Raw genomic sequence first — 24,686 nt, 5'->3', positions numbered from 1 at the left:
CCACCGTGTCCGAAATTCTCGACCTGGCCGGAATCTTTGTCTTCGCCCTCACCGGCGCGCTCATGGGCGTGCGCAAGCAACTGGACGTGGTCGGGATGGCCGTCCTCGCCGAGATGACCGCTCTCGGCGGCGGCGTCGTCCGCGACCTCATCCTCAACGTGCGGCCCGCCGCCTTCCAGAGCCTCGGCTACGTCCTGGTGCCCATCGCCGCCACGCTCATCGTCGCCTTCTGGCATCCGCACGTGGCCAGGGTGATGCCGGTCATCCTGGTGCTGGACGCCGCCGGGCTCGGGCTGTTCAGCGCCGTGGGTACGGAGAAGGCCCTGGAGTACGGGCTGACGCCGCTGCACGCCGTGCTCCTGGGCGTCACCACCGCGGTGGGCGGCGGCATGCTGCGCGACGTGCTGGCCGGCGAGATCCCGACCCTGCTGTACGACCGGCAGCTGTACGCCGTCCCCGCGATGGTGGGCTCGGCGGTGATGGCCGGCCTGTACGTCTGGGACCTGCACGGCTGGAGCGCCACCCTGGCCGCCGCCGTCATCGCCTTCGCCCTGCGCATCGCCGCCATGAGGTACGGCTGGCGGGCTCCGCTGGCCCGCGGCGTCCGCCCCTCGGACTGAGGGAGACCCGTGTCAGCCGAGGCCCGGCGACCGGAGAAGGGCGTTCAGCCGGTCGTACGGCAGGCCGTCCGCGGTCGTGTCGTAGACCCCGTGCGCCAGCATCTCCCTCGCGGCCCGGGCCGCCAGCCCGTAGGCGGCCTGCGCGATGGCCGCCCCGAGGCTGACCCGGACCACGCCGGCCGCCGCGAACTCCGCCACGGCGGGGGCCCCGGCCCACGCCATCACCGCCACGGGAAGCGGCCCGGCCGACAACTCGCGCAGGGCCCCGAGGTCGATGAGCCCGGGCACGAAGATGCTGTCCGCCCCGGCCGCCGCGTACGCCTCGGCGCGCCGCTTCACCTCGTCCAGGCTGCCGCCGCCCGCCAGGTACACGTCCGTGCGGGCGTTGATCCAGACGGGCACGCCCAGCCGGTCACCGGCGGCCCGCGCGGCGGCCAGGCGGTCGGCCTGGGCGGACGGCTCCAGCATCGCGCCGTCCGCGCGGTCCTCGAGGTTGACGCCCACGGCCCCGGCCTGCACGACGGCGGTCACGGTCTCCTCGACCGAGGAGTACCCGGCCTCGATGTCGGCCGAGACCGGTACCGAGACGGCCCCGGCGATGCGCTCGACGACCGCGGCCACCTGGCCGGCGCGCAGTTCGCCGCCGTCGGGGCGGCCCAGGGCCCAGGCGACGCCGGCGCTGGTCGTCGCGACGGCCCTGGCGCCGGCGTCGGCGACGGCGACCGCGGAGCCCGCGTCCCAGGCGTTCGGCAGGAGGAGCGGGTCACCGGAGCGGTGAAGGGCGGCGAAGGTCTCGGCTCGCGTCATGGCGCTCCACTCTAGGCAGGCGCTCCCGGCGGCCACCGGCCGTATTCGGACCTCGTCAACCGCTGACCGGATATGGCCGGAGGGCGGGGCGGCCGTTGCCGTACACCTGAGGGATGAGCACGATTGACCAGCTCGACCTGTTCGCCGGGCAGGAGCCGGGCTTCGACACCACCTTCGCGACCGCCCGCCGCGTCGAGCTCGACGCCACCTCCTGGGTGGAGCACGTGCCCGCCTGGCTGACCGGCGGCGACCGCCTCCTGCGGGCGCTCGTCGCGGGCGCCGCCTGGGAGCAGCGGCTGCGCCGCATCGCCGACCGCATGATGGTGGAACCCCGGCTGACGGCCGAGTACCCCGACCTGGGCGACGCGCCGGACGATCTCCTGCGGACGGCCGCCGCCGAGCTGTCACGGCACTACGGCGTGCCGTACGACGGGCTGTGGATCAACTACTATCGGGATCACCGCGACAGCACGGGCTGGCACGGCGACTGGGCCACGTGCCGGCGCGAGCTGTGCACGGTGCCGGTGCTGAGCCTGGGGGCGGCCAGGCGGTTCCTGCTCAAGCCGCGCGAAGGCGGGCGCAGCGTCGTCCTCACGCCCGCCTCGGGGGACCTGATCGTCATGGGCGGCCGGTGCCAGCGCGACTGGCGGCACAGCGTGCCCAAGCAGAGCGTCCCGGCCGGCGCCCGGATCAGCGTGAACTTCTCCAGCCGCTTCCAGGGCGCGAAGGGTTAAATGAGTTGCCGGGGGCAGCCTGACTCTGGCGTCATTGATCACGTTCGGGATGTGACCGGAAGGAGGCGACATACAGATGACGTACAACGAGGTGACCGGTACCCGGCATCCGCTCAGGATGTGGACGGACCCGGAGACGGTCGAGCCGCAGGCGATGCAGCAGCTGCGCAACGTGGCGAACCTGCCGTGGGTCCACGGTGTCGCCGTCATGCCGGACGTGCACCACGGCAAGGGCGCGACCGTGGGCTCGGTCATCGCGATGAAGGACGCCGTCTCCCCGGCCGCCGTCGGGGTGGACATCGGCTGCGGGATGACCGCGATCAAGACCACCTACAAGAGCTCGCAGCTCCCGGACAACCTCGCGTACCTGCGCGGGAAGCTGGAGCAGGCGGTGCCGGTCGGTTTCGGCCACCACCGGCGGCCCGTGGACCCGGGCAAGATCCACGGGTTCAAGACGGCGGGCTGGGAGGCGTTCTGGAAGGGCTTCGACGAGCTGGCCCCTGCCGTGCACGCCCGGCGTGAGCGGGCCGAGGTGCAGATGGGCACGCTCGGCGGCGGCAACCACTTCCTGGAGGTCTGCGCGGACGACGAGCAGAACGTCTGGGTCGTGCTGCACTCCGGTTCGCGCAACATCGGCAAGGAACTGGCCGAGCACCACATCGGCGTGGCCCGCCGGCTCTCGCACAACCAGGGCCTCGTGGACCGCGACCTGGCCGTCTTCCTGGGCAGCACGCCTGAGATGGACGCCTACCGCCGGGACCTGTTCTGGGCGCAGGACTACGCGCGCCGCAACCGGTCGGTGATGATGGGCCTGGTCTGCGACGTGCTCCGCCGCCACCTGCCGAACATCGGCTTCGACGAGCCGATCTCCTGCCACCACAACTACGTGGCGGAGGAGCGTTACGACGGCGTGGACGTGCTCGTGACGCGCAAGGGCGCGATCCGGGCCGGCAGCGGCGACCTGGGGATCATCCCGGGCTCGATGGCCACCGGCACCTACATCGTCAAGGGCCTCGGGAACGCGGCGGCGTTCAACTCGGCCTCGCACGGCGCGGGGCGGAAGATGAGCCGGAACAAGGCGAAGAAGACCTTCACCGTCAAGGACCTGGAGGAGCAGACGTTCGGCGTGGAGTGCCGCAAGGACTCCGGCATCGTGGACGAGATCCCGGGCGCCTACAAGGACCTGGAGTCGGTCATGGCCGCCCAGACCGACCTGGTGCAGGTGGTCGCGCACCTGCGGCAGCTCATCTGCGTCAAGGGGTGACGCCGCGTCCGTCGTCTGACTAAGGTCAGAGAATGGACGCGGAGCTCGTCGAGCGCGTGCGGCGCTTCAACCGGACCGTCACCCAGCGGGTGGGGGCCCTGGAGGACGCCTTCCTGTCCCGGGGCCGCCCGCTCGGCCACTGCCGCGTCTTGTGGGAGATCGGCGAGCGCGGCAGCGAGGTACGCCTCCTGCGCGCCCGGCTCGACCTCGACTCCGGATACCTCAGCCGGATCCTGCGCGCGCTGGAGGGCGACGGGCTCGTGATCGTCGAGAGCGACCCGGACGACGCCCGCGTGCGCAGGGCGCGGCTGACCGAGAAGGGGCTGAGCGAACGGGCGGAACTCGACCGCCGCTCCGACGACCAGGCCGCCTCGATCCTGCGCCCCCTCGACCCGCGCCAGCGCGACCGCCTGGTCACCGCCATGGCCGAGGTGGAACGCCTGCTCATCGCCTCCATGGTCGAGGTGGCGGTCACCGACCCGCGCCACCCCGACGCCCGCTACAGCCTGGGGGAGTACTTCGCCGAGCTGGCCAGGCGCTTCCCCGAGGGATTCGACCCCGGCCGCGGCGTCCCGGCAGGGGACGACGACCTGACCCCGCCCCGGGGGCTGATCCTGGTGGCGACGCTGCACTCCGACCCGGTCGGCTGCGGGGCGCTCAAGCTCCGGGGAGACAGCGCCCACCTCAAACGGATGTGGGTGGCGCCCGCCGTACGCGGACTGGGGCTCGGGCGGCGGCTGCTGGCCGAACTGGAGGCGCGCGCGGCCGAGCACGGCGCCGCGACCGTCAGGCTGGAGACGCACGCCGCGCTCACCGAGGCCAGACGGCTCTACAGCACGGCCGGATATCGCGAGGTCGCAGCGTTCAACGACGAGCCCTATGCCGCACATTGGTTCGAGAAGACCCTGCGCCGACAGGCGTCATCGGCCGTGTCGTAGGGTGTGCGACATGACGCCGGTGCTCAAAGACTCCTTCGGAAGGGTGGCGACCGACCTTCGGGTGTCCCTGACCGACAAGTGCAACCTGCGCTGCACGTACTGCATGCCGCCCGAAGGACTCGACTGGCTGCCCAACCCCCAGCTCCTGACCGCCGACGAGATCGTCCGGCTGGTCACGATCGGCGTCGAGCGGCTGGGCGTCACCGAGGTCCGCTACACCGGCGGCGAGCCGCTGCTGCGCCGCGAACTGCTCGGCATCGTCGCCGGCACCGCCCGGCTGCGGCCGCGTCCCGAGATCTCCCTGACCACCAACGGCATCGGCCTGGCCCGCCTCGCCGGCCCGCTGGCCGAGGCCGGGCTCGACCGCGTCAACGTCTCGCTCGACACCCTGGACCGCGACACGTTCAAGCGGCTGGCCCACCGCGACCGCCTCGAGGACGTGATCGCCGGCCTGGCCGCCGCCGACGCCGCCGGGCTGCGGCCGGTGAAGGTGAACGCCGTCCTCATGCGCGACCTCAACGAGCACGAGGCGCCCGATCTGCTGCGGTACTGCCTCGAGCAGGGCTACGAACTGCGCTTCATCGAGCAGATGCCGCTGGACGCCCAGCACGGCTGGACCCGCGACAACATGATCACCGCCGACGAGATCCTCGCCCGGCTCTCCGGGGTATTCGACCTGACCCCCGACGACCGCGAGGACCGCGGCAGCGCGCCCGCCGAGCGTTTCCTGGTGAACGGCGGGCCCGCGCGGGTGGGCGTGATCGGGTCGGTGACCCGGCCGTTCTGCGGGGCCTGCGACCGGGTGCGGCTGACGGCCGACGGCCAGGTGCGCAACTGCCTGTTCGCCAGGGAGGAGTCGGACCTGAAGACGGCCATGCGCGCGGGCGCCTCCGACGAGGACCTCGCCGCCCGCTGGATCGCCGCCGTCGCCCGCAAGCTCCCCGGCCACGGCATCAACGACCCGAGTTTTCTACAGCCCTCACGGCCCATGTCCGCTATCGGCGGGTGAGTTGAATGTCTGCTTTCGGCGGGTGAGTTGATGTCTGCTTTCGGTGGGTGAGTTTTTTACGGCGGAGCCGTGTTGCCCCCGCCCGCCGCCGCAGGCGGGCGGCCTCGGGCGATGGCCGGCAGTCGGACGTGGTTGCTCGCCGTCACAGCCCTTCGTCACCCGCCCAAGTGCCCCGGCCACGCCCGGTGCCGCGGCTCTCGATGACCCGGTAACCACCCTGAAGGGCGAACCCGTGGGCCGGTGCCTTCCCGCCCCGAGCTCTAACTGTGCCACCCGGCTGCGTTGACTCGGCGCCCGGCTTCCCCGTCCGTGTGCCGGTCTCTCTTCTCCCCGGACCCGGAGGGGCGTGAGGGCTGGCGGGCGGCTACCGTGAGCCTGTGGCGTATGACGCGGTGATCCTGGCCGGGGGTGCGGCCGAGCGGCTTGGGGGCGTGGACAAGCCGGGCCTGACCGTCTGGGGCCGGTCTTTGCTGGAGTCGGTGGCCGCCGCCGTGCGCGGCGCGGACAGGGTGATCGTGGTGGGCCCGGAGCGCCTCAGGCCCCGGGCCGTCTACGTGCTGGAGGAGCCCAGGGGCGGCGGGCCGGTTCCGGCGTTGCGCGCGGGGCTGGCGCAGGTGCGCGCGCCCTGGGTGGTGGTGCTGGCGGGTGACATGCCGCTGTTGCGGCCTTCCCACGTGGAGGCGCTGCTCGAACGGGCGCAGGCGCCCGGAGCGGGGGCCGTGCTCGTGGACGGCGACGGGCGGGAGCAGTGGCTGGCCGGCGCCTGGCGCACCGAGGCGCTCCGCCAGGCGCTCGGCGACTATGACGGCCGGTCGCTGCGCGGCGTGATGGGACCGTTGGGCGCGGTCCGGGTGGCGTTGCCCGGCCGGCCGTGGTTCGACTGCGACACTGTGGACGATCTCGAGGAGGCTCACATGAACGTGCTCGCCGAGTGGACGGCGCTGGCCTGCAAGGAGCTGGGCATCGACCCGGCCCGCGTGGACCGCGACCTGATCCTGGACCTGACCAAGGAGGTGGCCCACGGCGTGGCCAGGCCGGCGGCGCCGCTGACGGCGTACCTGCTGGGACTGGCCCAGGGCGCGGGCACGGCGCCCGAGGACGCGGTGGACAAGCTGACCACGCTGGCCCGCAACTGGGCCAAGGCCACGGCCGAGACACTGACCGACGAGTGACACTCCCGCGAACTCGCGGTGTCAATCGCTGACCGAAACCTGAAGATTTCCTGTGAATTGCAGGCAGGCGCCGGTGTAAACGATTTCGGGAAAGCAGACCTACCCGCTTGGCGGGGTTCAAAGATGGTCTTCCTGAGAAAAGGGCGACGCCGGGTGGTTACGGGGGCAAACCACCCGGCGTCGCTTCATCGGCGTTCCGACGGGGGCCCGGAACGCCGGCACCAGCACTCCGACGGGGGACCGGAGCGCTTGGCTAAAGCGTACACCTACAACCCGTGGGATGCGTCAAGACTTAGTCACGACCCGATCTCGCGTCGGTGCAGTGGTATCTCGCTTTGGTTAGCTTCGGGTGTGTGAAAGGTAGGGGCAGGCACACCCTTCGACCTCTCATTGGCCCCGATTACGGCTATGTATGGCAAAAAGACGGCGCCCGCGATGAAGAGCAGCCGGTAGGGCCAGTCGAGGGGCACCACCACGGCCAAGATGAGGCAGGCGGTCCTGATGCCCATCTTGATGAGGTAGCTGATCTCGCGTTTGCGCACGTCATCCGTGAGCGACGGCTGAGCGTCCGTCACCTGGTGGATCACCTGGCGTCTGCGCCACCCCTTCATACCTCCCACGGTAGACCTCGGAGGTGAGGGACGCGACAGGGCGCCGGTGCCGGGACGAGGGTCATGCGATCATGGCTTTCGAGTAAGGAGGAACGGAGATGACGGATCGAACGTATCGGGTGACCGAGATAGTCGGGACTTCGGGGGAGAGTGTCGATCAGGCCATCCGCAACGGCGTCAGGCGGGCGGCGCAGACCCTGCGGCACCTGGACTGGTTCGAGGTCACGGAGATCCGGGGCCACATCGACCAGGGCGAGGTGGCGCACTTCCAGGTGGGCATGAAGGTGGGCTTCCGTCTGGAAGACGCCTGACCAGATCGACGGGTGACATTTCGGGCGGTGCATCGGACACTTCTCGGTGAAGGGGGTCTCGATGCATCGCCGTACCATGGCGCTCATCAGCGCGCTGGGGATCGTTCTGTCCGCCGGATGCGCCGCGCAGAAGGCCGAGCAGAAGGCCGAGCAGAAGGCCGGGCCGCCGGCCGTACAGACTCGGGCGCCCGCGGCGGACGCGCCCGCGCCCATCCTGCGGCAGAGCGCCGGCGAGAGGGCCCGCACGGTCGCCAGCCTCCGGCAGGTGGACGACCTGCCGCTGTACGAGATGACCTACCACGGCTCCTACGACGCCGAGGCCCCGCTCACCGAGACGGAGCTGTCCAGGAAGGACGCGGCCTGGGCCTGCTCGCTGTTCCTGCGCGGCAAGGAGTTCGGGCGCAACTTCGACTGGGATCCGAACCCGGCGATCCTCGTCAGATCCCACCCGCCCGGCGGCTACGCCTCGATGTCCATGGTGGACGCCTTCTACGTCCTTGGCCGCAAGGGGCCGCCCGACCTGGTCGAGGACCGGCGGCGGCTGGCCCACGCCGTCCTGGCGCCCTTCGACGGCGTCAACGAGAAGGGCCTGGCGGTGGGACTGGCCACCACGCCGGGCGTGAAGGCGCCGCAGCCCACCCCGCAGCGGCCCGCCGTCGGCAGCGCGCGCGTCATCCGCCTCATGCTCGACCGCGCCGCCACCGTGGAGGAGGCCCTGGCCATCATCAAGAGCAGGACCGTGGACTTCTCCGGCGGCCCGCAGGTCCACTACCTCATCGCCGACCGCAACGGCGACTCCGCCGTCGCCGAATACGGCGCGGACGGCGAACTCGACGTGATCCGCGACCGGATCCTCACCAACATCACGATGAGCGGCACCGACCGCACGGCCCGCCTGGCCGACACCCGCTACCGCACCCTGGCCGAGGGCGTGCGCACCGAGGCCGACGCCCTAGACCTGCTCAGGAGCGTCGCCCAGGGCCACACCCGCTGGTCGGTCGTCTACGACCTCGCCGGCGGGAACGCACGCGTCGTCACCGCCAAACGGTGGCAACGCGTGCACTCCTTCCCGTTCAGCTCGCCTGGCTGACCGTGGACATGTTGAAGTCCGGCACCCGCACGGGCGGCATGACCGAGCGGGTGAAGTAGTCGCCCCACTCGCGCGGCAGCGTCGCCTCGGCGGCGCCCACCTCGGTGATGCGGCCCAGCAGGTCCACCGGGCTCTCGTTGAAGCGGAAGTTGTTCACCTCGCCGACCACCTCGCCGTTCTCCACGAGGTAGACGCCGTCGCGGGTCAGGCCGGTGACGAGCAGCGTCTGCGGATCGACCGTGCGGATGTACCACAGGCAGGTCAGCAGCAGGCCGCGCTCGGTCGAGGCGATCATCTCGGTCAGCGACCGGCCGCCGTCGGCGCGCATGATGAGGTTGTCGATGTCCGGCGTGACCTCCATGCCGCCCAGCTCGGCCGAGTGGCGGGTCTGGCGCAGCGCGTTCAGCGTCCCCCCGGCCACCCAGTCGGTCGCCGCCAGCGGCAGGCCGTTGTCGAACACCGAGCTCTCCCGGCCCGACGAGCGGGCCACGACGAACGGCGCGCAGGCGATGCCGGGCGCCGCCGGGTCGCTGGCCAGCGTGATCGGCAGCGGGGACAGCCGCTCGCCCACCCGGGTGCCGCCGCCGCGCTTGGCGTAGACCGTCCGGCCGTCCAGCGCGTCCCTGGCGCCGGCCGACCAGTAGGCGTAGATCATCAGGTCGGCGACGGCGCTCGGGGGCAGCAGCGCCTCGTAACGCCCCGCCGGCAGGTCGACGCGGTTCTTCGCCCACTCCAGCCGGGTGGCCAGCGAGGCGTCGAGCGCGGCCACGTCCACGCCGGCGAAGTCGCGCGCGCCCACGCCCGTCCACGCCGAGCGCTTCATGTCGGCCGACTTCGCGTTGAGCTCCAGCCGTCCCGTCGGCTGGTCGTGGCGCAGCCGCAGCCCGGCGGAGGAGCCGAGGAAGGTCGTGGTCATCGAGTGCTCGGCGAAGCCGTACAGCTTCCTGCCGCCCGCCTCCGCGGCCGAGAACGCCTCGCCGAGCGCGGGGGCGAACTCGCCGAACACCCCGATGTCGGTGGGCGAGACCGCCTCGCCCCAATGGGCGCTGGCCGGCACGCCCGACACCAGCGGGCGCGCGTCCTCCGCGGGCTGCGCGTCACGCGCCGCCGCGTCGGCCGCAGCCACCACGTCCGCGAGCTGCTCCTCGCGTACGGCGGCGCGGGACACCACGCCGACGCCCCGACCGGCGATCGAGATCACGGTGAGCTGGGCCGAGCGGGCCACGCCGTTCGTGGTCAGGGTGTTGCCCGCGAACCGCAGATTGGCCGTGGACGAGTCGTCCGCGATCACGATGCAGTCGTCGGCCCGCGAGAGCTCCAGCGCCCGCTCAACCATCTCCTGGGGAGTCATCACTTGCCGCCCTCCTGGACCGTGTTGAGGATGCGCACGCCGCGGAACAGCGCCGACGGGCAGCCGTGGCTGACCGGCGCCACCTGGCCGGGCTGGCCCTTGCCGCAGTTGAAGGCGCCGCCGAGGACGTAGGTCTGGGGGCCGCCGACGGCCTCCATGGACCGCCAGAAGTCCGTCGTGGTCGCCTGGTAGGCGAAGTCGCGCACCTGGCCGGCCAGCTTGCCGTCCACGATGCGGTAGGCCCGCTGGCCGGTGAACTGGAAGTTGTAGCGCTGCATGTCGATCGACCAGCTCTTGTCGCCCACGATGTACACGCCGCGCCGGACCCGGGAGATCAGCTCCTCGGTGCCCGGGCCGTTCTCCGCGGGCTGGAGGGAGACGTTGGCCATGCGCTGGATCGGCGTGTGGCCGGGGGAGTCGGCGAAGCCGCAGCCGTTGGAACGCCCGAAGCCCTTCATCAGCGCCATGCGCCGGTCGAGCTGGTAGCCGGCCAGGATGCCGTCGCGCACGATGTCGAAGCTCTGGCCCGCCACGCCCTCGTCGTCGTAGCCGATCGTGGCCAGGCCGTGCTCGACCGTGCGGTCGCCGGTGACGTTCATCGCCGGCGAGCCGTACACGAGCTCGCCCAGCTGGTCGAAGGTGGCGAAGCTGGTGCCGGCGTAGGCGGCCTCGTAGCCCAGCGCGCGGTCCAGCTCGGTGGCGTGCCCGATCGACTCGTGGATCGTCAGCCACAGGTTCGACGGGTGGATGACCAGGTCGTACTCGCCCGCCTCGACCGACGGCGCGGCCAGCTTCTCGGCCAGCAGCTCCGGCAGCTGAGCCAGCTCGCCGGTCCAGTCCCAGTGGGAGCCGGTGAGGTACTCGTAGCCGCGGCCGACCGGCGGCGCGATCGTGGACATGTCGTCGAAGCCCTGCTCGGAGGACTTCATCGCGTTGAGCGAGGGGTGCAGGCGCACCCGCTGCTGCGTGGTGACGGTGCCCGCGGAGTCGGCGTAGAACTTCTGCTCCTTGACCTGGAGCAGCCGGGCCGAGACGTGGTCGGCTCCCTTGAGCAGCCCCGCCGACCACTCCGCCAGCAGCGCGATCTTGTCGGCCTGCGGCACCTCGAACGGATCCACCTCGTACGGCGAGACCCAGGTGACGTCTGCGTAGACCGGCTCGGGCGCCAGCTCGACCGGCTCCCGGTTGATGGGCGCGCTCACCTCGGCCACCCGCACCGCCTGCTCGGCCACGCGCGCCGCCGCCTCGGGGGTCAGCTCGATCCCGGAGGCGAAGCCCCACGTGCCGCCCTTGACCACCCGGACGGCGAAGCCGAGGTCGTCGGCGTCCACGGCGCCTTCGAGCCGCGTGTCATACAGGCTCAGGGATTCGCCCCTGATGCGTTCGAGACGGAAGTCGGCATGCTCGGCGCCCAGGTCGTGAGCGCGCTGCAGAGCGGCGTCCGCGAGCTGCCGCAACGGCAGCGCGAGGAAATCAGGGTCGATTTGACGCATGTCAACGATCCTAGCCCTGTGATCTTGTACGCCCCGGACAAGTGGCTACCGGCCGGTAGCCGATAGCGTCTGGTCCCATGGCACGTTCAGTACTCGTCACCGGAGGCAACCGGGGCATCGGCCTCGCGATCGCCCGCGAACTCGCCGCGGCGGGCGATGCCGTCGCCGTCACCTACCGATCGGGCGAACCCCCCGAGGGTCTCTTCGGCGTCCGCTGCGACGTGACCAGCACGCAGGACGTCGAGGCCGCCTTCGCCAAGGTCGAAGCCGAGCAGGGGCCGGTGGAGGTGCTCGTGTCCAACGCGGGCATCACCAAGGACACCCTGCTGGCGATGATGAAGGAGGACACCTTCACCGACGTCATCGACGCCAACCTGACCGGCGCCTACCGGGTCGCCAAGCGGGCCATCCGCCCGATGATGAAGCTCAAGCGCGGCCGCATCATCCTCATCTCCTCGGTCGTGGGCCTGTCCGGCCAGGCGGGCCAGGCCAACTACGCCGCCTCCAAGGCCGGCCTCGTGGGCTTCGGCCGCTCCCTCGCCCGCGAGTACGGCTCGCGCGGCATCACGGTCAACGTCGTCGCCCCCGGCTTCGTCGAGACCGACATGACCGCCGACCTCGACGCCGAGGCCATCGTCAAGAACATCCCGCTGGGCCGCCAGGCGCAGCCCGCGGAGATCGCCCGCGTCGTCCGCTTCCTGGCCGGTGACGACGCCTCCTACATCACCGGGGCCGTGATCCCCGTCGACGGCGGACTCGGAATGGGGCACTGACATGGGCATCCTCGAAGGCAAGCGCATCCTGGTGACCGGCGTGCTGACCGACGCCTCCATCGGCTTCGCCGTGGCCAAGATCGCCCAGGAGGAGGGCGCCCAGGTCGTGCTGACCGGCTTCGGCCGCCTCAGCCTGGTCGAGCGCATCGCCAAGCGCCTGCCGCAGCCGGCGCCGGTGCTGGAGCTCGACGTCCAGAACACCGACCACCTCGACAGCCTGGCCTCCCGGGTCGGCGAGCACGTCGACGGCCTGGACGGCGTCGTCCACTCCATCGGCTTCGCCCCCCAGACCGCGCTCGGCGGCAACTTCCTCAACACCACGTGGGAGGACGTCGCCACCGCGCTGCACATCTCCACCTACTCCTACAAGTCGCTGGCCGTGGCCTGCCTGCCGCTGATGAAGGAGGGCGGCTCGGTCGTCGGCCTCGACTTCGACGCCTCCAAGGCGTGGCCGGTCTACGACTGGATGGGCGTGGCCAAGGCGGGCCTGGAGTCGGCCAACCGCTACCTCGCCCGCGACCTGGGCAAGCAGGGCATCCGCGTCAACCTGGTCGCCGCGGGCCCGCTGCGCACGATGGCCGCCAAGTCGATCCCGGGCTTCAAGGAGTTCGAGGACAGCTGGCCGGAGAAGGCGCCGCTGGGCTGGGACCTGGCCGACACCGCCCCGGCGGCGCGCGCGTGCGTGGCGCTGATGTCCGACTGGTTCCCGGCCACGACGGGCGAGATCGTCCACGTGGACGGCGGTGTCCACGCCATCGGCGCGTAGCGCTCCCTTCCCGTACGGCCCTTGGCGGTCTGTGCGGTCCCTTGGCCCTGGCGTCTGTAAGGCATCCTGACGTCTGTGCGGCTTTCCGGCTTTTGTACGGCGGAGCCGCCTTGCCGCCTCCGCAGTCGTGGGTTGCGCCCGGTCATCGGGCGCTTCTCACGTCGGACGTGGTCCTCGCCGCCACGACGCCCTCGTAGCCACCCGCCGTGCTCAGTCGTCACCCGGCCCTGACGGCAGAAGCCTCCCCAGGCCCGGCACAGGCACTTTCCCAGGCCGGCCCGGCGTCTCAGAAGCCTTCCCTTGACCTCGGCGGCGGGCCGGACGCCTTCCTCGCGGCGTTCCTGCCCGTCCCCCTGGGCTCCCTGCCGCCTCCTCCCGCGCGCACGTTGCGGTACTCGGCCAGGGCGTCGGCCAGTTCCTCCATCGCCCTGTTCTTCGGCGGGGTAATGCACCCAGAGTTATCCGACCTGCCAATATTTCGGGCTATTTCCCGCATTCGGCCCTCGGTGCCGCTGGAAAGCCGGATTCCGGACGCCGACATGCCGCTCGCCTTCGCGAGGACGGCCAGCGGATAGGGACGAGGCCGGACGAAGTGCCGCGCATAGACGAACAGGTCGCGAATCTGTTCATCGAGCTGCTCCCTGGCCCGCACCAGTTGCGTGAGTTTGTAGAGCAATGGGTCGAAAGGCGGGACGCCCTCATGGGCTTCCTTCGCTTCGATGAGTTCCTGTTCCAGGCGAGTTCTGCCCTGCGAAGCCTGGTGCAGTCTTTCAAAGAACGTGAAATCCTTTCCGGTTTCCGGCTCGTCCGGCCACTGGTGGAGCACGCGGATGATGTCGCTGATGATCGAGTCCATCGCCCCTGCTCGATTCTGTTGTTTCGTGCACTGGCTGCACATCCTGGCACGTGGCGCTGGAGCCGGGGCCTGCTGAGGCGGGTGCGGGAATAGGTCTTTCCCACCAGGTGGAAGAAAAGAAATTCCGGAAGAGATCCAGAGCCGGATGACAACGTTCGGGATCTTGTGGCAATTTTGGTGGATGGCGGTCTCATATATCGCCGTCACGACAAAGAGAACGGCCCCCGCCGGTAACGAGGGCCGTTCGGTACCTGTCCTCCTCCTGATGAAAAGAAAGCAGGTCCTCATGACATTACCGGCACGGCACGACGATGGGGAAGACAACGACCGTCCCCGTCGCGCGGAGCGACTGCCACTGCGGTGGGCGGTGATCCTGATCGGCGGTGCGGCGATGGGCATCGGCGGCGGCGTGCTCGCCGGCGTGGCCGTGGGAATCGCCACCACGATCGCCTCGATCGGGCTGCTCCACCGGATTCTCAGGTAGCGGCCGGGGCGCGGCCGCCCGGCGGCCGCGCCCCATCGAGGCGCCCCGCCCCCGGTAGAGGTCGCCCACGGCCCGGACCGCCGCCTGCAAGCAGTCGTCCTGGGTCCCGCGGTCGCCCGCGGCGTCCCTGCCGCGCCGGACGAGGTGCTGACCGAGATCGTGGACGAGGGGTTCCTGCCGCTGGTACGGCAGCGCGGTTAGAAGCCATCCGGTCCGGCGGCGCGGCCAGAAGCCATGTGATACGGCAAGCGCGGACGGGACACCGGTGGGTCCGGCGGTGCAGCTAGAAGCCATGTGCCGTAGAACCCGGTCAGGCCGGTGCGACCTCAGGCCAGGCGGTGCCGGCCGCCCACGCGGGCGGGCTCGAACGGGATGGAGTCGTGTTGCTCCGCCCTGCGCCTGCGCTGGTGGGCCACGCGGGTGGCGAGGATCGCCGAGGCCAGCAGGAGGGCGGTCAGCGCGGTGCCGACGGCGTCGGAGGCCGGCGGGCTGGGCCGTACCAGCCGGCGGTCCTGCAGCGGGACGGCGAGGTCCTCGGCGAACGGGTTGGGCCACAGCAGGTCGATGCGCGGCTCGTCGGTGTCGGCCGTGCGGCGTTCCCCGACGGGCTGCGGGGTGTCGATGAGGTACGGCTCGCTCGGCGGCGGCGGCGTGGGCGCCGCCGTGGGCAGGACCTGGGTCTCCTCGCGCCGGTGGGTGGGCCGGGCGGACGGCGTGGGGGAGGGGCGCGGCTCGCGGGTCGTGGCGGGCTGCGCCGGGCCGGGGGTCAGCCGGTCGAGGACGCTCTGGTCGTCGCAGGCGAGCACCGGCAGGCACACCTCGCTCAGGGTGGTCGGCAGCAGCTCGGAGCTCTTGCCGGGACTGGGCTGCCCGTCGCCGGCCGTGGGAGTGGGCGTGGGGCTGTGTTTGCCGGAGGGCACGGCCCCGCCGACCTTCCCCATGACGTCGCCGGTGGTCTCGTCCACGCCCTTGGTGACCGGCTCGGCGGCCTTGCCCGTTAACCCGTCGACCGTGTCGGTGACCGCGTCGACCACCTCGCACAGGCTGTTGGTGACGCCCGAGAGGAGCCCGCCGCCTTTGGTGCAGTCCTGGACGGCCGCGGCGGCGGGTGCCGCGACCGGAACGGCGGCCAACGCCACGGCGAGTACACCCGTCGTGAATGCGGCCCTGCTCCTCATGCGCCCTCCTACTTCGCCTCGGAGGAAATCTTTATGGACATCACCGCCGAGAGGCAGGTGTTTCTCGGCGAAAGTTGCGATTCGGTATCGACTAGTGATACGCGAGTGGGACTCTCATTCAGTCCGGCGACGAGACGTCGTCCAGGGCCTCCCTGATCTCCCGCGGCAAGATCACGTCCTCCGACAGGAGGATCGCCGAGAGCTGCGCGTGGGTGCGGGCGCCGACGATCGCGGTGGCCACGCACGGCTGGTCGCGCACCCACGACAGGGCCACGGCCAGCGGCGAGACGCCCAGCCCGTCGGCCGCGGTCATCACCGACTCGACCACGCGGCGGGAGCGCTCGTCGAGGTAGGGCCGGACGAACTCGGCGAAGTGCGGGGTGGCGGCGCGCGAGTCGGAGGGGATGCCGGTGCGGTACTTGCCGGTCAGCACGCCCCTGCCCAGCGGCGACCAGGCCAGCATGCCCGCGCCCACGTGCTCGGCGGCGGGCAGCAGCTCCCGCTCGGGCTCGCGGGCCAGCAAGGAGTACTCGGCCTGGGCGGAGGTGATGGGGATGCGGCCGGGCACCGCGCGCTGGGCGATCGCGGCGGCGGCCAGCTGCCAGCCCGAGTAGTCGCACACGCCCGCGTAGACGGCGCGGCCGGAGGTGACGATCGCGTCCATCGCCGCCAGCGTCTCCTCCAGCGGCACCTCCGGGTCGAAGGTGTGCAGCTGCCAGAGGTCGACGTAGTCGAGGCCGAGCCGGTTGAGCGAGGCGTCGCAGGCGGCGATGAGGTGGCGTCGCGAGGCGTCGCGCGGGCGCCGCCCGGCTGGGGTGACCACGGCCTTGGTGGAGATGACCAGCTCGGAGCGGGGCACGGAGTCACGGAGCATGCGGCCGAGCAGCCGCTCGGCGTCGCCGCCGGTGTAGACGTCGGCGGTGTCGACGAGGTTGCCGCCCGCGTCGAGGAACGTGCGCAGCTGCGCCGCCGCGTCGTCGGCGTCGGTGTCACGTCCCCAGGTCATCGTGCCGAGTCCGAGCCGGGAAACCGACAGGCCACTGCGGCCCACATAGCGCTGCTCCATGATCCCGCCAGGGTACCGTCCAGCCGTGTCGAAGATGGGGATAGACGCCTGCGACACTTGCGTGGTGACCACGCTTCTCCTGGCCCGTCACGGGCTGACCGATCTGACCGGTCCTGTGCTGGCCGGGCGTACTCCCGGCGTGCATCTCAGCGAGGCCGGGCGGGCGCAGGCCGAGGCTCTGGCCGGGCGCATCGCCGGGGTCCGGCTGGACGCGATCGTCTCCAGCCCGCTGGAGCGCTGCCAGGAGACCGCCGGGGCGGTGGCGGCCGGGCGCGGCCTCGCCGTACAGACCGATGAGCGGTTCGTCGAGTGCGGCTACGGCGAGTGGACCGGGCGGCCCCTCAAGGAGCTCGCCGAGGAGCCGCTGTGGAAGGTCGTGCAGGCGCATCCGAGCGCGGTGGTCTTCCCCGGCGGGGAGGCGCTGGCGGAGGTGCAGCGGCGCGCGGTGGCCGCGGTGCGTGACTGGAACGACCGGCTGGGGTTGAAGGGTATCTACCTCGTCTGCAGCCACGGAGACGTGATCAAGGCGATCGTCGCCGACGCTCTGGGGCTTCACCTGGATCAGTTTCAACGGATAACATCCGATCCTGCGGCTCTTACCGTGATTCGCTATGCCCCACTGCGTCCCTTTGTTATAAGACTTAACGATATGGGGGAATTGCGGCTCTCCGAGGATTCGGAGGAGAAAGACGGGGGAGAAAAACTCACCGGGAGCGATGCCGCCGTCGGCGGCGGATCCGGGACCACGTAAGGTCAGGCTATGCCGGTCTTCGACTACGACCCACCAGAGAGGTTCGTGGCCGGTGCCTTGGGGCAGCCGGGGGCGCGAGCCTTCTTCCTGCAGGCCCGTGCCGAGGGCAGGCTGACCACGGTTGCGCTGGAGAAGCTCCAGGTCGCGGCGCTCGCCGGCCGGCTCGACGAGCTGCTCGACGAAGTGCTGCGGCGCAGCGGAGGCACCGCCCAGATCCCCGCGATCGCCCCCAATGACCTCAATGACGACGCCCCGCTCGACCTGCCCGTGGACGAGGACTTCCGCGTGGGCACGATGGCGCTGGCCTGGGACTCCGACACCTCCCAGGTCGTCATCGAAGCCCAGGAGGTCGTCGACGAGGAGGACGAGGAGGCTCCCGAGCCCGCCCTGCTGAGGGTGCGGATCAGCGCGGGGGCCGCCCGCGCCTTCACCGCGCGGGCTCTGCGTATCGTCGCAGCCGGACGGCCGCCCTGCCCCTTGTGCGGCCAGCCGCTCGACGCCGACGGACATGTGTGCGTGCGCCTGAACGGATACCGCGGGGGTGAGGCAGCATCGTGAGCAGTGCCCAGGAGAGCGAGCCGGTACTCAAGAGCTCCCCGCCCTCGGCCGTCCAGGACGAGGGAGCGTTGAGGTTGCTGCGCGACGGCCGCCTCGATGTGGCCGGCCGCCTGGTCGAGGCCACCAACATGACCCTGTACTGCTCGGTGACGCTGGCCGGGCGCACCGCGGCCTGCGTCTACAAGCCGGTGCGCGGCGAACGGCCGCTGTGGGACTTCCCCGACGGCACCCTCGCCGCCCGTGAGGTGGCCGCCTTCGAGGTCTCGCAGGCCACCGGCTGGGGCATCGTGCCGCCCACGGTCTACCGCGACGGGCCGTTCGGCCCCGGCATGTGCCAGCTGTGGATCGACACCGAGCACGAGATCGACCTCATGCGCCTGGTCCGCAGCCGCCATCCCGGGCTGCGCCGCATGGCCGTCTTCGACGCGGTGGTCAACAACGCCGACCGCAAGGGCGGGCACCTGCTGCCGCTGCCCGACGGGCACGTGTACGGCGTGGACCACGGCGTCTGCTTCGCCGCCGAGGACAAACTGCGCACCGTCCTGTGGCAGTGGCGGGGCAAACCGCTGGCCAGGGACGCGGTGGCGGTGCTGGCCAAGATCGAGCGGGACATCGAGTCCGGAGCGCTCGGCCGCCGCCTGCGCCAGCTCCTGACCCTGGCCGAGGTCGAGGCCACCTGGACCCGCGTACGCCGCCTGCTCGACACCGGCGTCCACCCCTACCCCTCGGAAGACTGGCCCGCCATCCCCTGGCCCCCCATCTGAGCACCGGAAGCCCTCCCCTGACCCGCCAACCCCCTCCCAGCCACCGGCCTGAGCGTCCTGAACCCCAGCCGACTCCCTGGTCGCCGATTCGAGCCCGCTGCCTCTCCTCCCGAGTCGGCCGGCCACCCCCTGGCTACCGATGTGAACCCCGCCTCCGGCCGGGTTATGGGTGTTTATTACGCTGTGCCCCATGTGCACGGTGATCGTGAGGACCGGTGCCCCCCTGACCCTGATGGGCGTGCGCGACGAGCTCGCAGACCGCCCCTGGGAAGGTCCGGGTGAGCACTGGCCCGAGTACCCCGGTGTCGTCGGCGGCCGTGACCTCAAGGCGGGAGGCACCTGGCTGGCCGTGGACCCCGCCACCCGCCGGGCCGCCGCGCTGCTCAACGGCCGCGGCACCGCCGCCCCCGACAACGTGCGGGTCTCACGCGGCGACCTCCCGCTGAAGGCCCTGGCCGCGGGCGGCCTGCCCGACGTGGACCTCGCCGCCTACGACCCCTTCCACCTGCTCCTCGCCGACGTCTCCGGCGCCCGCCTGTGGAGCTGGGACGGGGTACGGCAGGCCGCCCGCACCCTGCCCGAGGGCGTCTCCGTGATCGTCAACACCGGCCTGGACCCCGGCGACCCCCGCGTCCAGGCCCAGCTGCCCCGCTTCAGCGCCACCACGGACTGGTGGCCCCTGACCGACGGGCCGCACTCCCCGGCGCCGGGCGCGCTGATCCTGCGCCACGACCTGCCCGACGGCAGGCTCTACGCCTCGCTGTCGGTGACCATGGTCAGGCTCTCCGCGGACGCGGTCACCACCGAGTTCCGCGACCTCACGAGCCGGATAGGCTCACAGGCATGAGATCGTGGTCTGCCCCGAATATTGCTGAACTGCCCGGCGAGAGCGTCCCGCTGCGGCTGTACGACACCGCCGCGCGGCAGGTGAGGCAGACCGAGCCGGGCCCCGTGGCCCGCATGTACGTGTGCGGCATCACCCCCTACGACGCCACCCACCTGGGCCACGCCAACACCTACCTCGCCTTCGACCTGGTCGGCCGCGTCTGGCGGGACAACGGGCTCGAGGTCCACTACACGCAGAACGCCACCGACGTCGACGACCCGCTCCTGGAGCGCGCGGAGCAGACGGGCGTCGCCTGGCGTGACCTCGCCGAGCGCGAGATCGAGCTGTTCCGCACCGACATGGAGGCGCTGCGCATCGTGCCGCCGCGCGAGTACGTGGGCGTGACCGAGGTCGTGGACCAGGTGGCCGAGCTGATCGAGCGGCTCAAGCCGTACACCTATGCGCTCGACGGCGACGTCTACTTCAGCAGGGCGGCCGCGCCGAAGTTCGGTGAGGTGTCCGGGTACTCCGAGGAGGAGATGCTGGAGCTGTTCGCCGAGCGGGGCGGCGACCCCGGGCGTGAGGGCAAGCGGGACCCCCTCGACTGGCTGTTGTGGCGGGCCGAGCGGCCCGGCGAGCCCGCGTGGGAGACCGTGCTCGGGCGCGGGCGTCCCGGGTGGCACGTGGAGTGCACCGCGATCGCGCTGGCGAACCTGGGCCCCGGGTACGACGTGGCCGGCGGCGGTTCGGACCTGATCTTCCCGCACCACGAGTGCGGGGCCTCCGAGGGGCACGCGGCCACCGGGGAGTGGCCGTTCGCCCGCTTCTACACGCATGCGGGCATGGTGGCGCTGGACGGCGAGAAGATGTCGAAGTCCAAGGGCAACCTGGTCTTCGTCTCCCGGCTGCGCGAAGGGCACGACCCCATGGCCATCCGCCTCGTGCTGCTGGCCCACCACTACCGCGAGGACTGGGAGTACACCCCGGCCCAGCTCGCCGCGGCCGAGACCCGGCTGGCCCGCTGGCGGGAGGCCGCCGCGCTGCCCGCCGGGCCACAGGCCGGGGAACTGCTCCGGGAGGTGCGGGAGCGGCTGGCCGATGACCTGGACGCCCCCGGCGCGGTGGCGGCCGTGGACGCCTGGGCCGAGCGCGCCCTCAAGGAGGGCGGCACGGACGCCACCGCCCCCGCCCTGGTCCGCGACCTCACCGACGCTCTGCTGGGCGTCCGGCTCTAGACCCCGGCCGAGCCGGCTCAGGAGCAGCCGCCAAGGGGCGGCCGGTCGGGAGCCGGCCCGGGAGAGCCGGTCAGGAGCAGCCGTCCAAGGCGGTCAGGCCCACGGGGCGGCCGTCCAGGACCTGGCGGTAGACGGCCTCGGTCTGCTCGGCGACGCGCGGCCAGCCGTACCGGAGCGTGGCCCTGCGCGCGCCGGCCGCGCCCAGGGCCGCGCGTCCCGCCGGGTCGTCACGCAGCTCGCGCAGCGCCCTGGCCAGGGCCTTCGGCTTCCTGGCCGGGACCAGCACGCCGCACCCGGCCACGGTGTCCAGGTGCCCGCCGACGGCCGAGGCCACGACGGGCACCCCGCAGGCCATCGCCTCGATCGAGACCATGCCGAACGGCTCGTACCACGGCACCGCCACGACGACCGAGGCCGAGCGCATGAGGCAGGGCACCCTCTCGCGCGGCACGCTGCCGATCAGGCTGACCCGGCCGTCGAGGCCGTGGCGGCGGGCCAGGTCGCGCAGCCGGCCGGCCTCCCGGTCCGTCTGCGCGCCGCCGGCGACCACCAGGTCCGCGCCCTGGACCTCGGCCAGCGCCCGGACCACGGTCTCCACGCCCTTGCGCGGCACCAGCCGGCTGATGCACAGCACCTGGAACCCGCGAGGGCGCTCGCCTTCTGGCGCGGGGTGGAAGCGGTCCAGGTCGACGCCGCAGGGCACGACCGCCACCCGGCTGCCGTGCGCGCCCATCGCCCGCAGCTCGGCGACCTCGTCGCTGCACGTGGCCAGGATCGCGTGCGCCCTCAGGGCGATCTCGCGCTCGGCGGCCAGGCGCTGCGGCGGGCTGCTGTCCGCGCCGCCCTGCCAGCGCCGCTTGACGACGCCGAGCGCGTGGTAGGTGTGCACCACCGGGATGCCGTCCGCGGCGGCCAGCGCGGCCAGGCCGCTCATCCAGAAGTGCGCGTGCACGACGTCCGGCCGGGTTCGCGCCCAGCGCAAGGCCAGCCGGCGGGTGAATTCCGGCATGTACCGCGGAAGCTCGTCCTTCGGCACCGGGACCGGAGGGCCGGCGGCCAGATAGGAGACGGTGACGCCCGGTGCCAGGGGCACCTCGTCCCGCTGGGCGGGATCGGTGCGGCGTGTATGGACGACGACGTAGTGCCCGCGGTCGGCGAGGGCGGCGGCCAGCGCGGCGACGTGGACGTTCTGCCCGCCCGCGTCGACGCCGCCGACCGCCGCCAGCGGATCCGCGTGTTCGGAGACCAGGTCGATGTTCATGTGCTCAGCTCCCTCACAGTCGATGAGGAGGTGACCGCCGGTCACCGGGACTTCGTCTGCCCGGTGTGACCGGCGGCATGCGAACCGGTGGCTTGAGCGGGGGTGTAGCCGGGGTGCGGGCGGGTAGCTGGGCGGCATTCTGACGGAGGTGTGCGACGTGTTCGATCGTCATCGCCCGGCGGCCGTGCTCTTCGACCGAGACGGGACGCTGATCCGTGGCGGGGATCCGCGGTGTGTCAAGCCGCTGCCGGGCGCGCGCCGGGCGCTGAGCCGGTTGCGGCGGGCCGATGTGCCGGTGGGTGTGGTCGTCAACGAGCCGGGACTGGCCGAGGGGTGGCTGACGCCGGACGAGATGGACCGGGTCAACAACCGGGTGGAGGAGGCGATGGGGCCGTTCGACGCCTGGGCGATCTGCGTGCACGGCGTCACGGACGGCTGCACGTGCCGGATGCCCGGGCCCGGCCTGGTGATCAGGGCGGCGGCCATCCTGGACGTCAGCCCGCGCGACTGCCTGCTGGTGGGCGGCTCCGGCGTCGACATGCAGACGGCGCGGGCCGCGGGGGCACGCGGCATCCTGGTGCCGTCCTCGCCGGACTCCCGGCCGGCGCTCACGCTCACGGACGAGGTGGCCGGGAGCATGGAGGAGATGGCCGAGCGGGTGCTGAGCGAGCCGGTCCCGGTGGCGGCCGGCATCCGCGGCGGCGGCCTGGCCGAATGGGCGCGGGCCGTCGGGTGGAACCGCTGGTGACCCGGTGACGCACGGTACGTGGGGGGCCGTACCCGCGCGAACCTAGGACGACACGGTGGCCAGGAACCGCGCACGCTCGTCGGCGGGCAGATGGTCGCTGAACAGGACGCCCTCCAAGTGGTCGCACTCGTGCTGCAACACGCGCGCCAGCACCCCCAGGGCGCGCACGGTGACCGATTTGCCGAACATGTCGCGACCACGGGCGGTGACCATGTAGGAACGCTCCAGCGGCCACCAGACGCCGGGCGCCGACAGGCACGCCTCGTCCGCGGTGATCCTGCGCTCCGACGGCTCCAGCCGGGGGTTGACGAGGTGCCCCGCCTTGCCGTCGTAGTCGTAGACCACCACGCGCAGCGGCACCCCGATCTGCGGGGCGGCCAGCCCCGCGCGCCCGGCGCCCGCCCGCATGGTCATCGTCAGGGACTTCACCAGCCCCCGCAGCTCCCGGTCGAACTCTTTGACCGGCTCGGCCACCTCTCGCAGCACCGGATCGCCGAACAGCCGGATGGCATGGACCGTCACACGCAACTCCCCGAGATCTCGCGCGATGTCAGGGGAGAGTTTCCCAGCAATGATCGCCGCCAACCTGGAGGCGGGCGTTACATCCGTGTTGCCGGGGTTGCGGCGGTGAGCCGGGCGTAACCTTCGCACGGTCACGGCCCGTCATCGTGCGTAACGAGCGCTGCCTACGGTCACGCCCATGACCCGATGGATCCATGACTGGCACCCCGACGATCCGGCCTTCTGGGCGCGCACCGGCAGGAAGACCGCCCGGCGCAACCTCGTCTTCTCCGTCTTCGCCGAGCATCTCGGCTTCACCGTCTGGACGCTGTGGAGCGTGGTGGCCGCCAACATGGGCCGCCTCGACCTGTCCACGGACGAGCTGTTCTGGCTGGTGGCGCTGCCGAACCTGATCGGCTCGGCGTTGCGCCTGCCGTACACCTTCGGCCCGGCGCGCTTCGGCGGGCGCACCTTCACCGTGGTCAGCGCGCTGCTGCTGCTCATCCCGGCGGTGGCGCTGGGCTTCGCGGTGAGCGATCCCGGCACGCCGTTCTGGGTGCTGCTGGTGATCGCGGCCCTGGCCGGGCTGGGCGGCGGCAACTTCGCCTCGAGCATGGCCAACATCACCTACTTCTATCCGCAGAGTAAGCAGGGCTCGGCGCTGGGGCTGAACGCGGCGGGCGGCAACATCGGGGTCAGTTCGGTGCAGCTCGTGGTGCCGCTGGTGATCGGCTCACTGGGGCTGGCGGCGGCGGGCTGGTTCTGGGTGCCGTTCATCGTGGTCGCGGCGGTGTGCGCCTGGCTGTTCATGGACAACCTGGCGACGGCGAAGGCCGATCCGCGCGAGCAGCTCGCGGTGGCCGGCAGCGCGCAGACCTGGGTCATGTCGTTCCTCTACATCGGCACGTTCGGCTCGTTCATCGGCTACTCGACGGCCTTCCCGCTGCTGGCCAAGAGCTTGTACCCGCAGGCGCCGTGGGCGGCGGTCGCCTTCGCCGGGCCGCTGGCGGGCTCGCTGATCCGGCCGGTGGGCGGCTGGCTGGCCGACCGGCTCGGCGGCGCCCGGGTGACGGTCTGGACGTTCGCGGCGATGGGCGCGGGCGTGCTGCTGACGTGGGCGGCCGTCTCCGGCGGCGGGTTCTGGGCCTTCTTCGCCGCCTTCCAGCTGCTCTTCGTCACCGCCGGCATCGGCAACGGCTCCACCTACCGCATGATCCCGGCCATCTTCCTGGCCACGGCGCTGGCCGAGCGCGGCGCGGACGCCCAGGAGTACGGCAGGCGGCAGGCGTCGGCGGCGATCGGCATCATCTCGGCGGTCGGCGCCTTCGGCGGCTTCCTCATCAACCGGGGCTTCGGCATGTCGTTCGCGGGCACCGGCAGCCCGGCCGCCGCTTTCGCGGCCTTCGCCGCCTTCTACGCCGCCTGCGGCGCGCTCACGTGGTGGTGCTACCTGCGCACGGTCGGCGTCGCGAGCCTGGCCCACGCCCGCGTGTGATGCTCACACCCGCGGTGAGCGCCT

Annotated in this window: 27 protein-coding genes; 18 read left to right on the top strand and 9 right to left on the bottom strand. The window is 71.8% G+C overall.

The features are described from left to right. Positions 1-5 precede the first annotated feature (5 nt). Positions 6-620, top strand: a complete 615-nt coding sequence (locus tag FVE25_RS15365; protein WP_157247516.1) for a trimeric intracellular cation channel family protein — start codon at positions 6-8, stop codon at positions 618-620. Positions 621-632: 12 nt separating this feature from the next. On the opposite strand, the gene FVE25_RS15360 is transcribed toward FVE25_RS15365, so the two are convergent. Then, the gene (locus tag FVE25_RS15360; protein WP_157247514.1) at positions 633-1,427 is read right to left on the bottom strand and encodes an isocitrate lyase/PEP mutase family protein; all 795 of its coding nucleotides are present in this window, start codon (positions 1,425-1,427) and stop codon (positions 633-635) included. Between the two features lie 113 nt (positions 1,428-1,540). On the opposite strand from FVE25_RS15360, the gene FVE25_RS15355 reads away from it, so the two are divergent. From FVE25_RS15355 to FVE25_RS15335, 5 genes are all read left to right on the top strand, one after another. After that, entirely contained in the window at positions 1,541-2,161 is a 621-nt protein-coding gene (locus FVE25_RS15355) for an alpha-ketoglutarate-dependent dioxygenase AlkB (protein WP_157247512.1), read from the top strand. A 76-nt stretch (positions 2,162-2,237) separates the two neighbouring features. Continuing rightward, positions 2,238-3,425, top strand: a complete 1,188-nt coding sequence (locus tag FVE25_RS15350; protein ID WP_157247510.1) for an RtcB family protein — start codon at positions 2,238-2,240, stop codon at positions 3,423-3,425. Positions 3,426-3,457: 32 nt separating this feature from the next. Beyond that, positions 3,458-4,363: a MarR family winged helix-turn-helix transcriptional regulator gene (locus tag FVE25_RS15345; protein WP_157247508.1), complete on the top strand. Its 906-nt coding sequence runs from the start codon at positions 3,458-3,460 to the stop codon at positions 4,361-4,363. Between the two features lie 10 nt (positions 4,364-4,373). Further along, entirely contained in the window at positions 4,374-5,372 is a 999-nt protein-coding gene (gene moaA, locus FVE25_RS15340) for a GTP 3',8-cyclase MoaA (protein WP_219825505.1), read from the top strand. Positions 5,373-5,749: 377 nt separating this feature from the next. Then, on the top strand, positions 5,750-6,544 hold the full coding sequence (locus tag FVE25_RS15335) for an NTP transferase domain-containing protein (RefSeq protein ID WP_219825504.1): 795 nt from the start codon (positions 5,750-5,752) through the stop codon (positions 6,542-6,544). 296 nt (positions 6,545-6,840) lie between these two features. Here the strand turns inward: FVE25_RS15335 and FVE25_RS15330 are convergent, their stop codons facing one another. After that, complete coding sequence (locus FVE25_RS15330; protein ID WP_157247504.1) at positions 6,841-7,155, bottom strand: DUF3099 domain-containing protein; 315 nt, start codon at positions 7,153-7,155, stop codon at positions 6,841-6,843. A 98-nt stretch (positions 7,156-7,253) separates the two neighbouring features. Between FVE25_RS15330 and FVE25_RS15325 the strand changes: the two genes are divergently transcribed. Next, entirely contained in the window at positions 7,254-7,466 is a 213-nt protein-coding gene (locus FVE25_RS15325) for a dodecin (protein WP_157247503.1), read from the top strand. A 61-nt stretch (positions 7,467-7,527) separates the two neighbouring features. Continuing rightward, positions 7,528-8,556, top strand: a complete 1,029-nt coding sequence (locus tag FVE25_RS15320; protein ID WP_157247501.1) for a carcinine hydrolase/isopenicillin-N N-acyltransferase family protein — start codon at positions 7,528-7,530, stop codon at positions 8,554-8,556. Here FVE25_RS15320 and FVE25_RS15315 read toward each other — a convergent pair. Both FVE25_RS15315 and FVE25_RS15310 read right to left on the bottom strand, forming a co-directional pair. Then, positions 8,540-9,907, bottom strand: coding sequence for a metallopeptidase TldD-related protein (locus tag FVE25_RS15315; RefSeq protein ID WP_157247499.1), 1,368 nt, complete (start codon positions 9,905-9,907; stop codon positions 8,540-8,542). The genes FVE25_RS15320 and FVE25_RS15315 overlap by 17 nt on opposite strands. After that, positions 9,907-11,400, bottom strand: a complete 1,494-nt coding sequence (locus FVE25_RS15310) for a TldD/PmbA family protein (RefSeq protein ID WP_157247497.1) — start codon at positions 11,398-11,400, stop codon at positions 9,907-9,909. The genes FVE25_RS15315 and FVE25_RS15310 overlap by 1 nt, the downstream gene beginning before the upstream one ends. Before the next feature lie 77 nt (positions 11,401-11,477). Between FVE25_RS15310 and FVE25_RS15305 the strand changes: the two genes are divergently transcribed. Together FVE25_RS15305 and fabI are read left to right on the top strand one after the other, a co-directional pair. Continuing rightward, positions 11,478-12,173, top strand: a complete 696-nt coding sequence (locus FVE25_RS15305) for a beta-ketoacyl-ACP reductase (RefSeq protein WP_157247495.1) — start codon at positions 11,478-11,480, stop codon at positions 12,171-12,173. Between the two features lies 1 nt (position 12,174). Next, entirely contained in the window at positions 12,175-12,939 is a 765-nt protein-coding gene (fabI, locus tag FVE25_RS15300) for an enoyl-ACP reductase FabI (RefSeq protein WP_157247493.1), read from the top strand. 286 nt (positions 12,940-13,225) lie between these two features. Here fabI and FVE25_RS15295 read toward each other — a convergent pair whose 3' ends face one another. Then, positions 13,226-13,795 carry a hypothetical protein gene (locus FVE25_RS15295; protein ID WP_157247492.1) on the bottom strand — a complete coding sequence of 190 codons (570 nt, stop codon included), beginning with the start codon at positions 13,793-13,795 and terminating at the stop codon, positions 13,226-13,228. A 286-nt stretch (positions 13,796-14,081) separates the two neighbouring features. Here FVE25_RS15295 and FVE25_RS15290 point away from each other — a divergent pair, with 286 nt between their 5' ends. After that, the gene (locus FVE25_RS15290; RefSeq protein WP_157247490.1) at positions 14,082-14,279 is read left to right on the top strand and encodes a hypothetical protein; all 198 of its coding nucleotides are present in this window, start codon (positions 14,082-14,084) and stop codon (positions 14,277-14,279) included. A 326-nt stretch (positions 14,280-14,605) separates the two neighbouring features. Here the strand turns inward: FVE25_RS15290 and FVE25_RS15280 are convergent, their stop codons facing one another. Further along, on the bottom strand, positions 14,606-15,457 hold the full coding sequence (locus FVE25_RS15280) for a hypothetical protein (protein ID WP_157247488.1): 852 nt from the start codon (positions 15,455-15,457) through the stop codon (positions 14,606-14,608). Positions 15,458-15,575: 118 nt separating this feature from the next. After that, positions 15,576-16,523 carry an aldo/keto reductase gene (locus FVE25_RS15275; protein WP_157247486.1) on the bottom strand — a complete coding sequence of 316 codons (948 nt, stop codon included), beginning with the start codon at positions 16,521-16,523 and terminating at the stop codon, positions 15,576-15,578. Between the two features lie 64 nt (positions 16,524-16,587). Between FVE25_RS15275 and FVE25_RS15270 the strand changes: the two genes are divergently transcribed. The 5 genes from FVE25_RS15270 to mshC all read left to right on the top strand — a co-directional run bounded on the left by FVE25_RS15270 (position 16,588) and on the right by mshC (position 20,657). Beyond that, positions 16,588-17,274: a histidine phosphatase family protein gene (locus FVE25_RS15270; protein ID WP_157247484.1), complete on the top strand. Its 687-nt coding sequence runs from the start codon at positions 16,588-16,590 to the stop codon at positions 17,272-17,274. Between the two features lie 9 nt (positions 17,275-17,283). Further along, positions 17,284-17,832 (top strand): DUF3090 domain-containing protein, encoded by a 549-nt coding sequence (locus tag FVE25_RS15265; protein WP_157247482.1) that lies wholly within the window; start codon positions 17,284-17,286, stop codon positions 17,830-17,832. Next, entirely contained in the window at positions 17,829-18,596 is a 768-nt protein-coding gene (locus FVE25_RS15260) for an SCO1664 family protein (RefSeq protein WP_157247480.1), read from the top strand. Before FVE25_RS15265 ends, FVE25_RS15260 begins: the two co-directional genes overlap by 4 nt. Positions 18,597-18,786: 190 nt before the next feature. Further along, positions 18,787-19,443, top strand: coding sequence for an NRDE family protein (locus tag FVE25_RS15255; protein WP_157247479.1), 657 nt, complete (start codon positions 18,787-18,789; stop codon positions 19,441-19,443). Further along, complete coding sequence (gene mshC / locus FVE25_RS15250; protein ID WP_157247477.1) at positions 19,440-20,657, top strand: cysteine--1-D-myo-inosityl 2-amino-2-deoxy-alpha-D-glucopyranoside ligase; 1,218 nt, start codon at positions 19,440-19,442, stop codon at positions 20,655-20,657. The genes FVE25_RS15255 and mshC overlap by 4 nt, the downstream gene beginning before the upstream one ends. A 70-nt stretch (positions 20,658-20,727) precedes the next feature. On the opposite strand, the gene FVE25_RS15245 is transcribed toward mshC, so the two are convergent. Beyond that, positions 20,728-21,918 carry a glycosyltransferase gene (locus FVE25_RS15245; protein ID WP_157247475.1) on the bottom strand — a complete coding sequence of 397 codons (1,191 nt, stop codon included), beginning with the start codon at positions 21,916-21,918 and terminating at the stop codon, positions 20,728-20,730. Positions 21,919-22,075: 157 nt separating this feature from the next. Here FVE25_RS15245 and FVE25_RS15240 point away from each other — a divergent pair, with 157 nt between their 5' ends. Beyond that, positions 22,076-22,666: an HAD-IIIA family hydrolase gene (locus FVE25_RS15240; protein WP_246267041.1), complete on the top strand. Its 591-nt coding sequence runs from the start codon at positions 22,076-22,078 to the stop codon at positions 22,664-22,666. Between the two features lie 42 nt (positions 22,667-22,708). Here the strand turns inward: FVE25_RS15240 and def are convergent, their stop codons facing one another. After that, positions 22,709-23,188: a peptide deformylase gene (gene def, locus FVE25_RS15235; RefSeq protein WP_157247473.1), complete on the bottom strand. Its 480-nt coding sequence runs from the start codon at positions 23,186-23,188 to the stop codon at positions 22,709-22,711. Between the two features lie 178 nt (positions 23,189-23,366). Here def and FVE25_RS15230 point away from each other — a divergent pair, with 178 nt between their 5' ends. Next, positions 23,367-24,662, top strand: coding sequence for an MFS transporter (locus FVE25_RS15230; protein ID WP_157247471.1), 1,296 nt, complete (start codon positions 23,367-23,369; stop codon positions 24,660-24,662). The last annotated feature ends 24 nt before the right edge of the window (positions 24,663-24,686 follow it).

Source organism: Nonomuraea typhae (assembly GCF_009760925.1).
Classification (GTDB): Bacteria; Actinomycetota; Actinomycetes; order Streptosporangiales; family Streptosporangiaceae; genus Nonomuraea; species Nonomuraea typhae.
The sequence above is the reverse complement of the archived record's forward strand: the minus strand, read 5'-3'. Positions and strand labels throughout refer to the sequence as shown.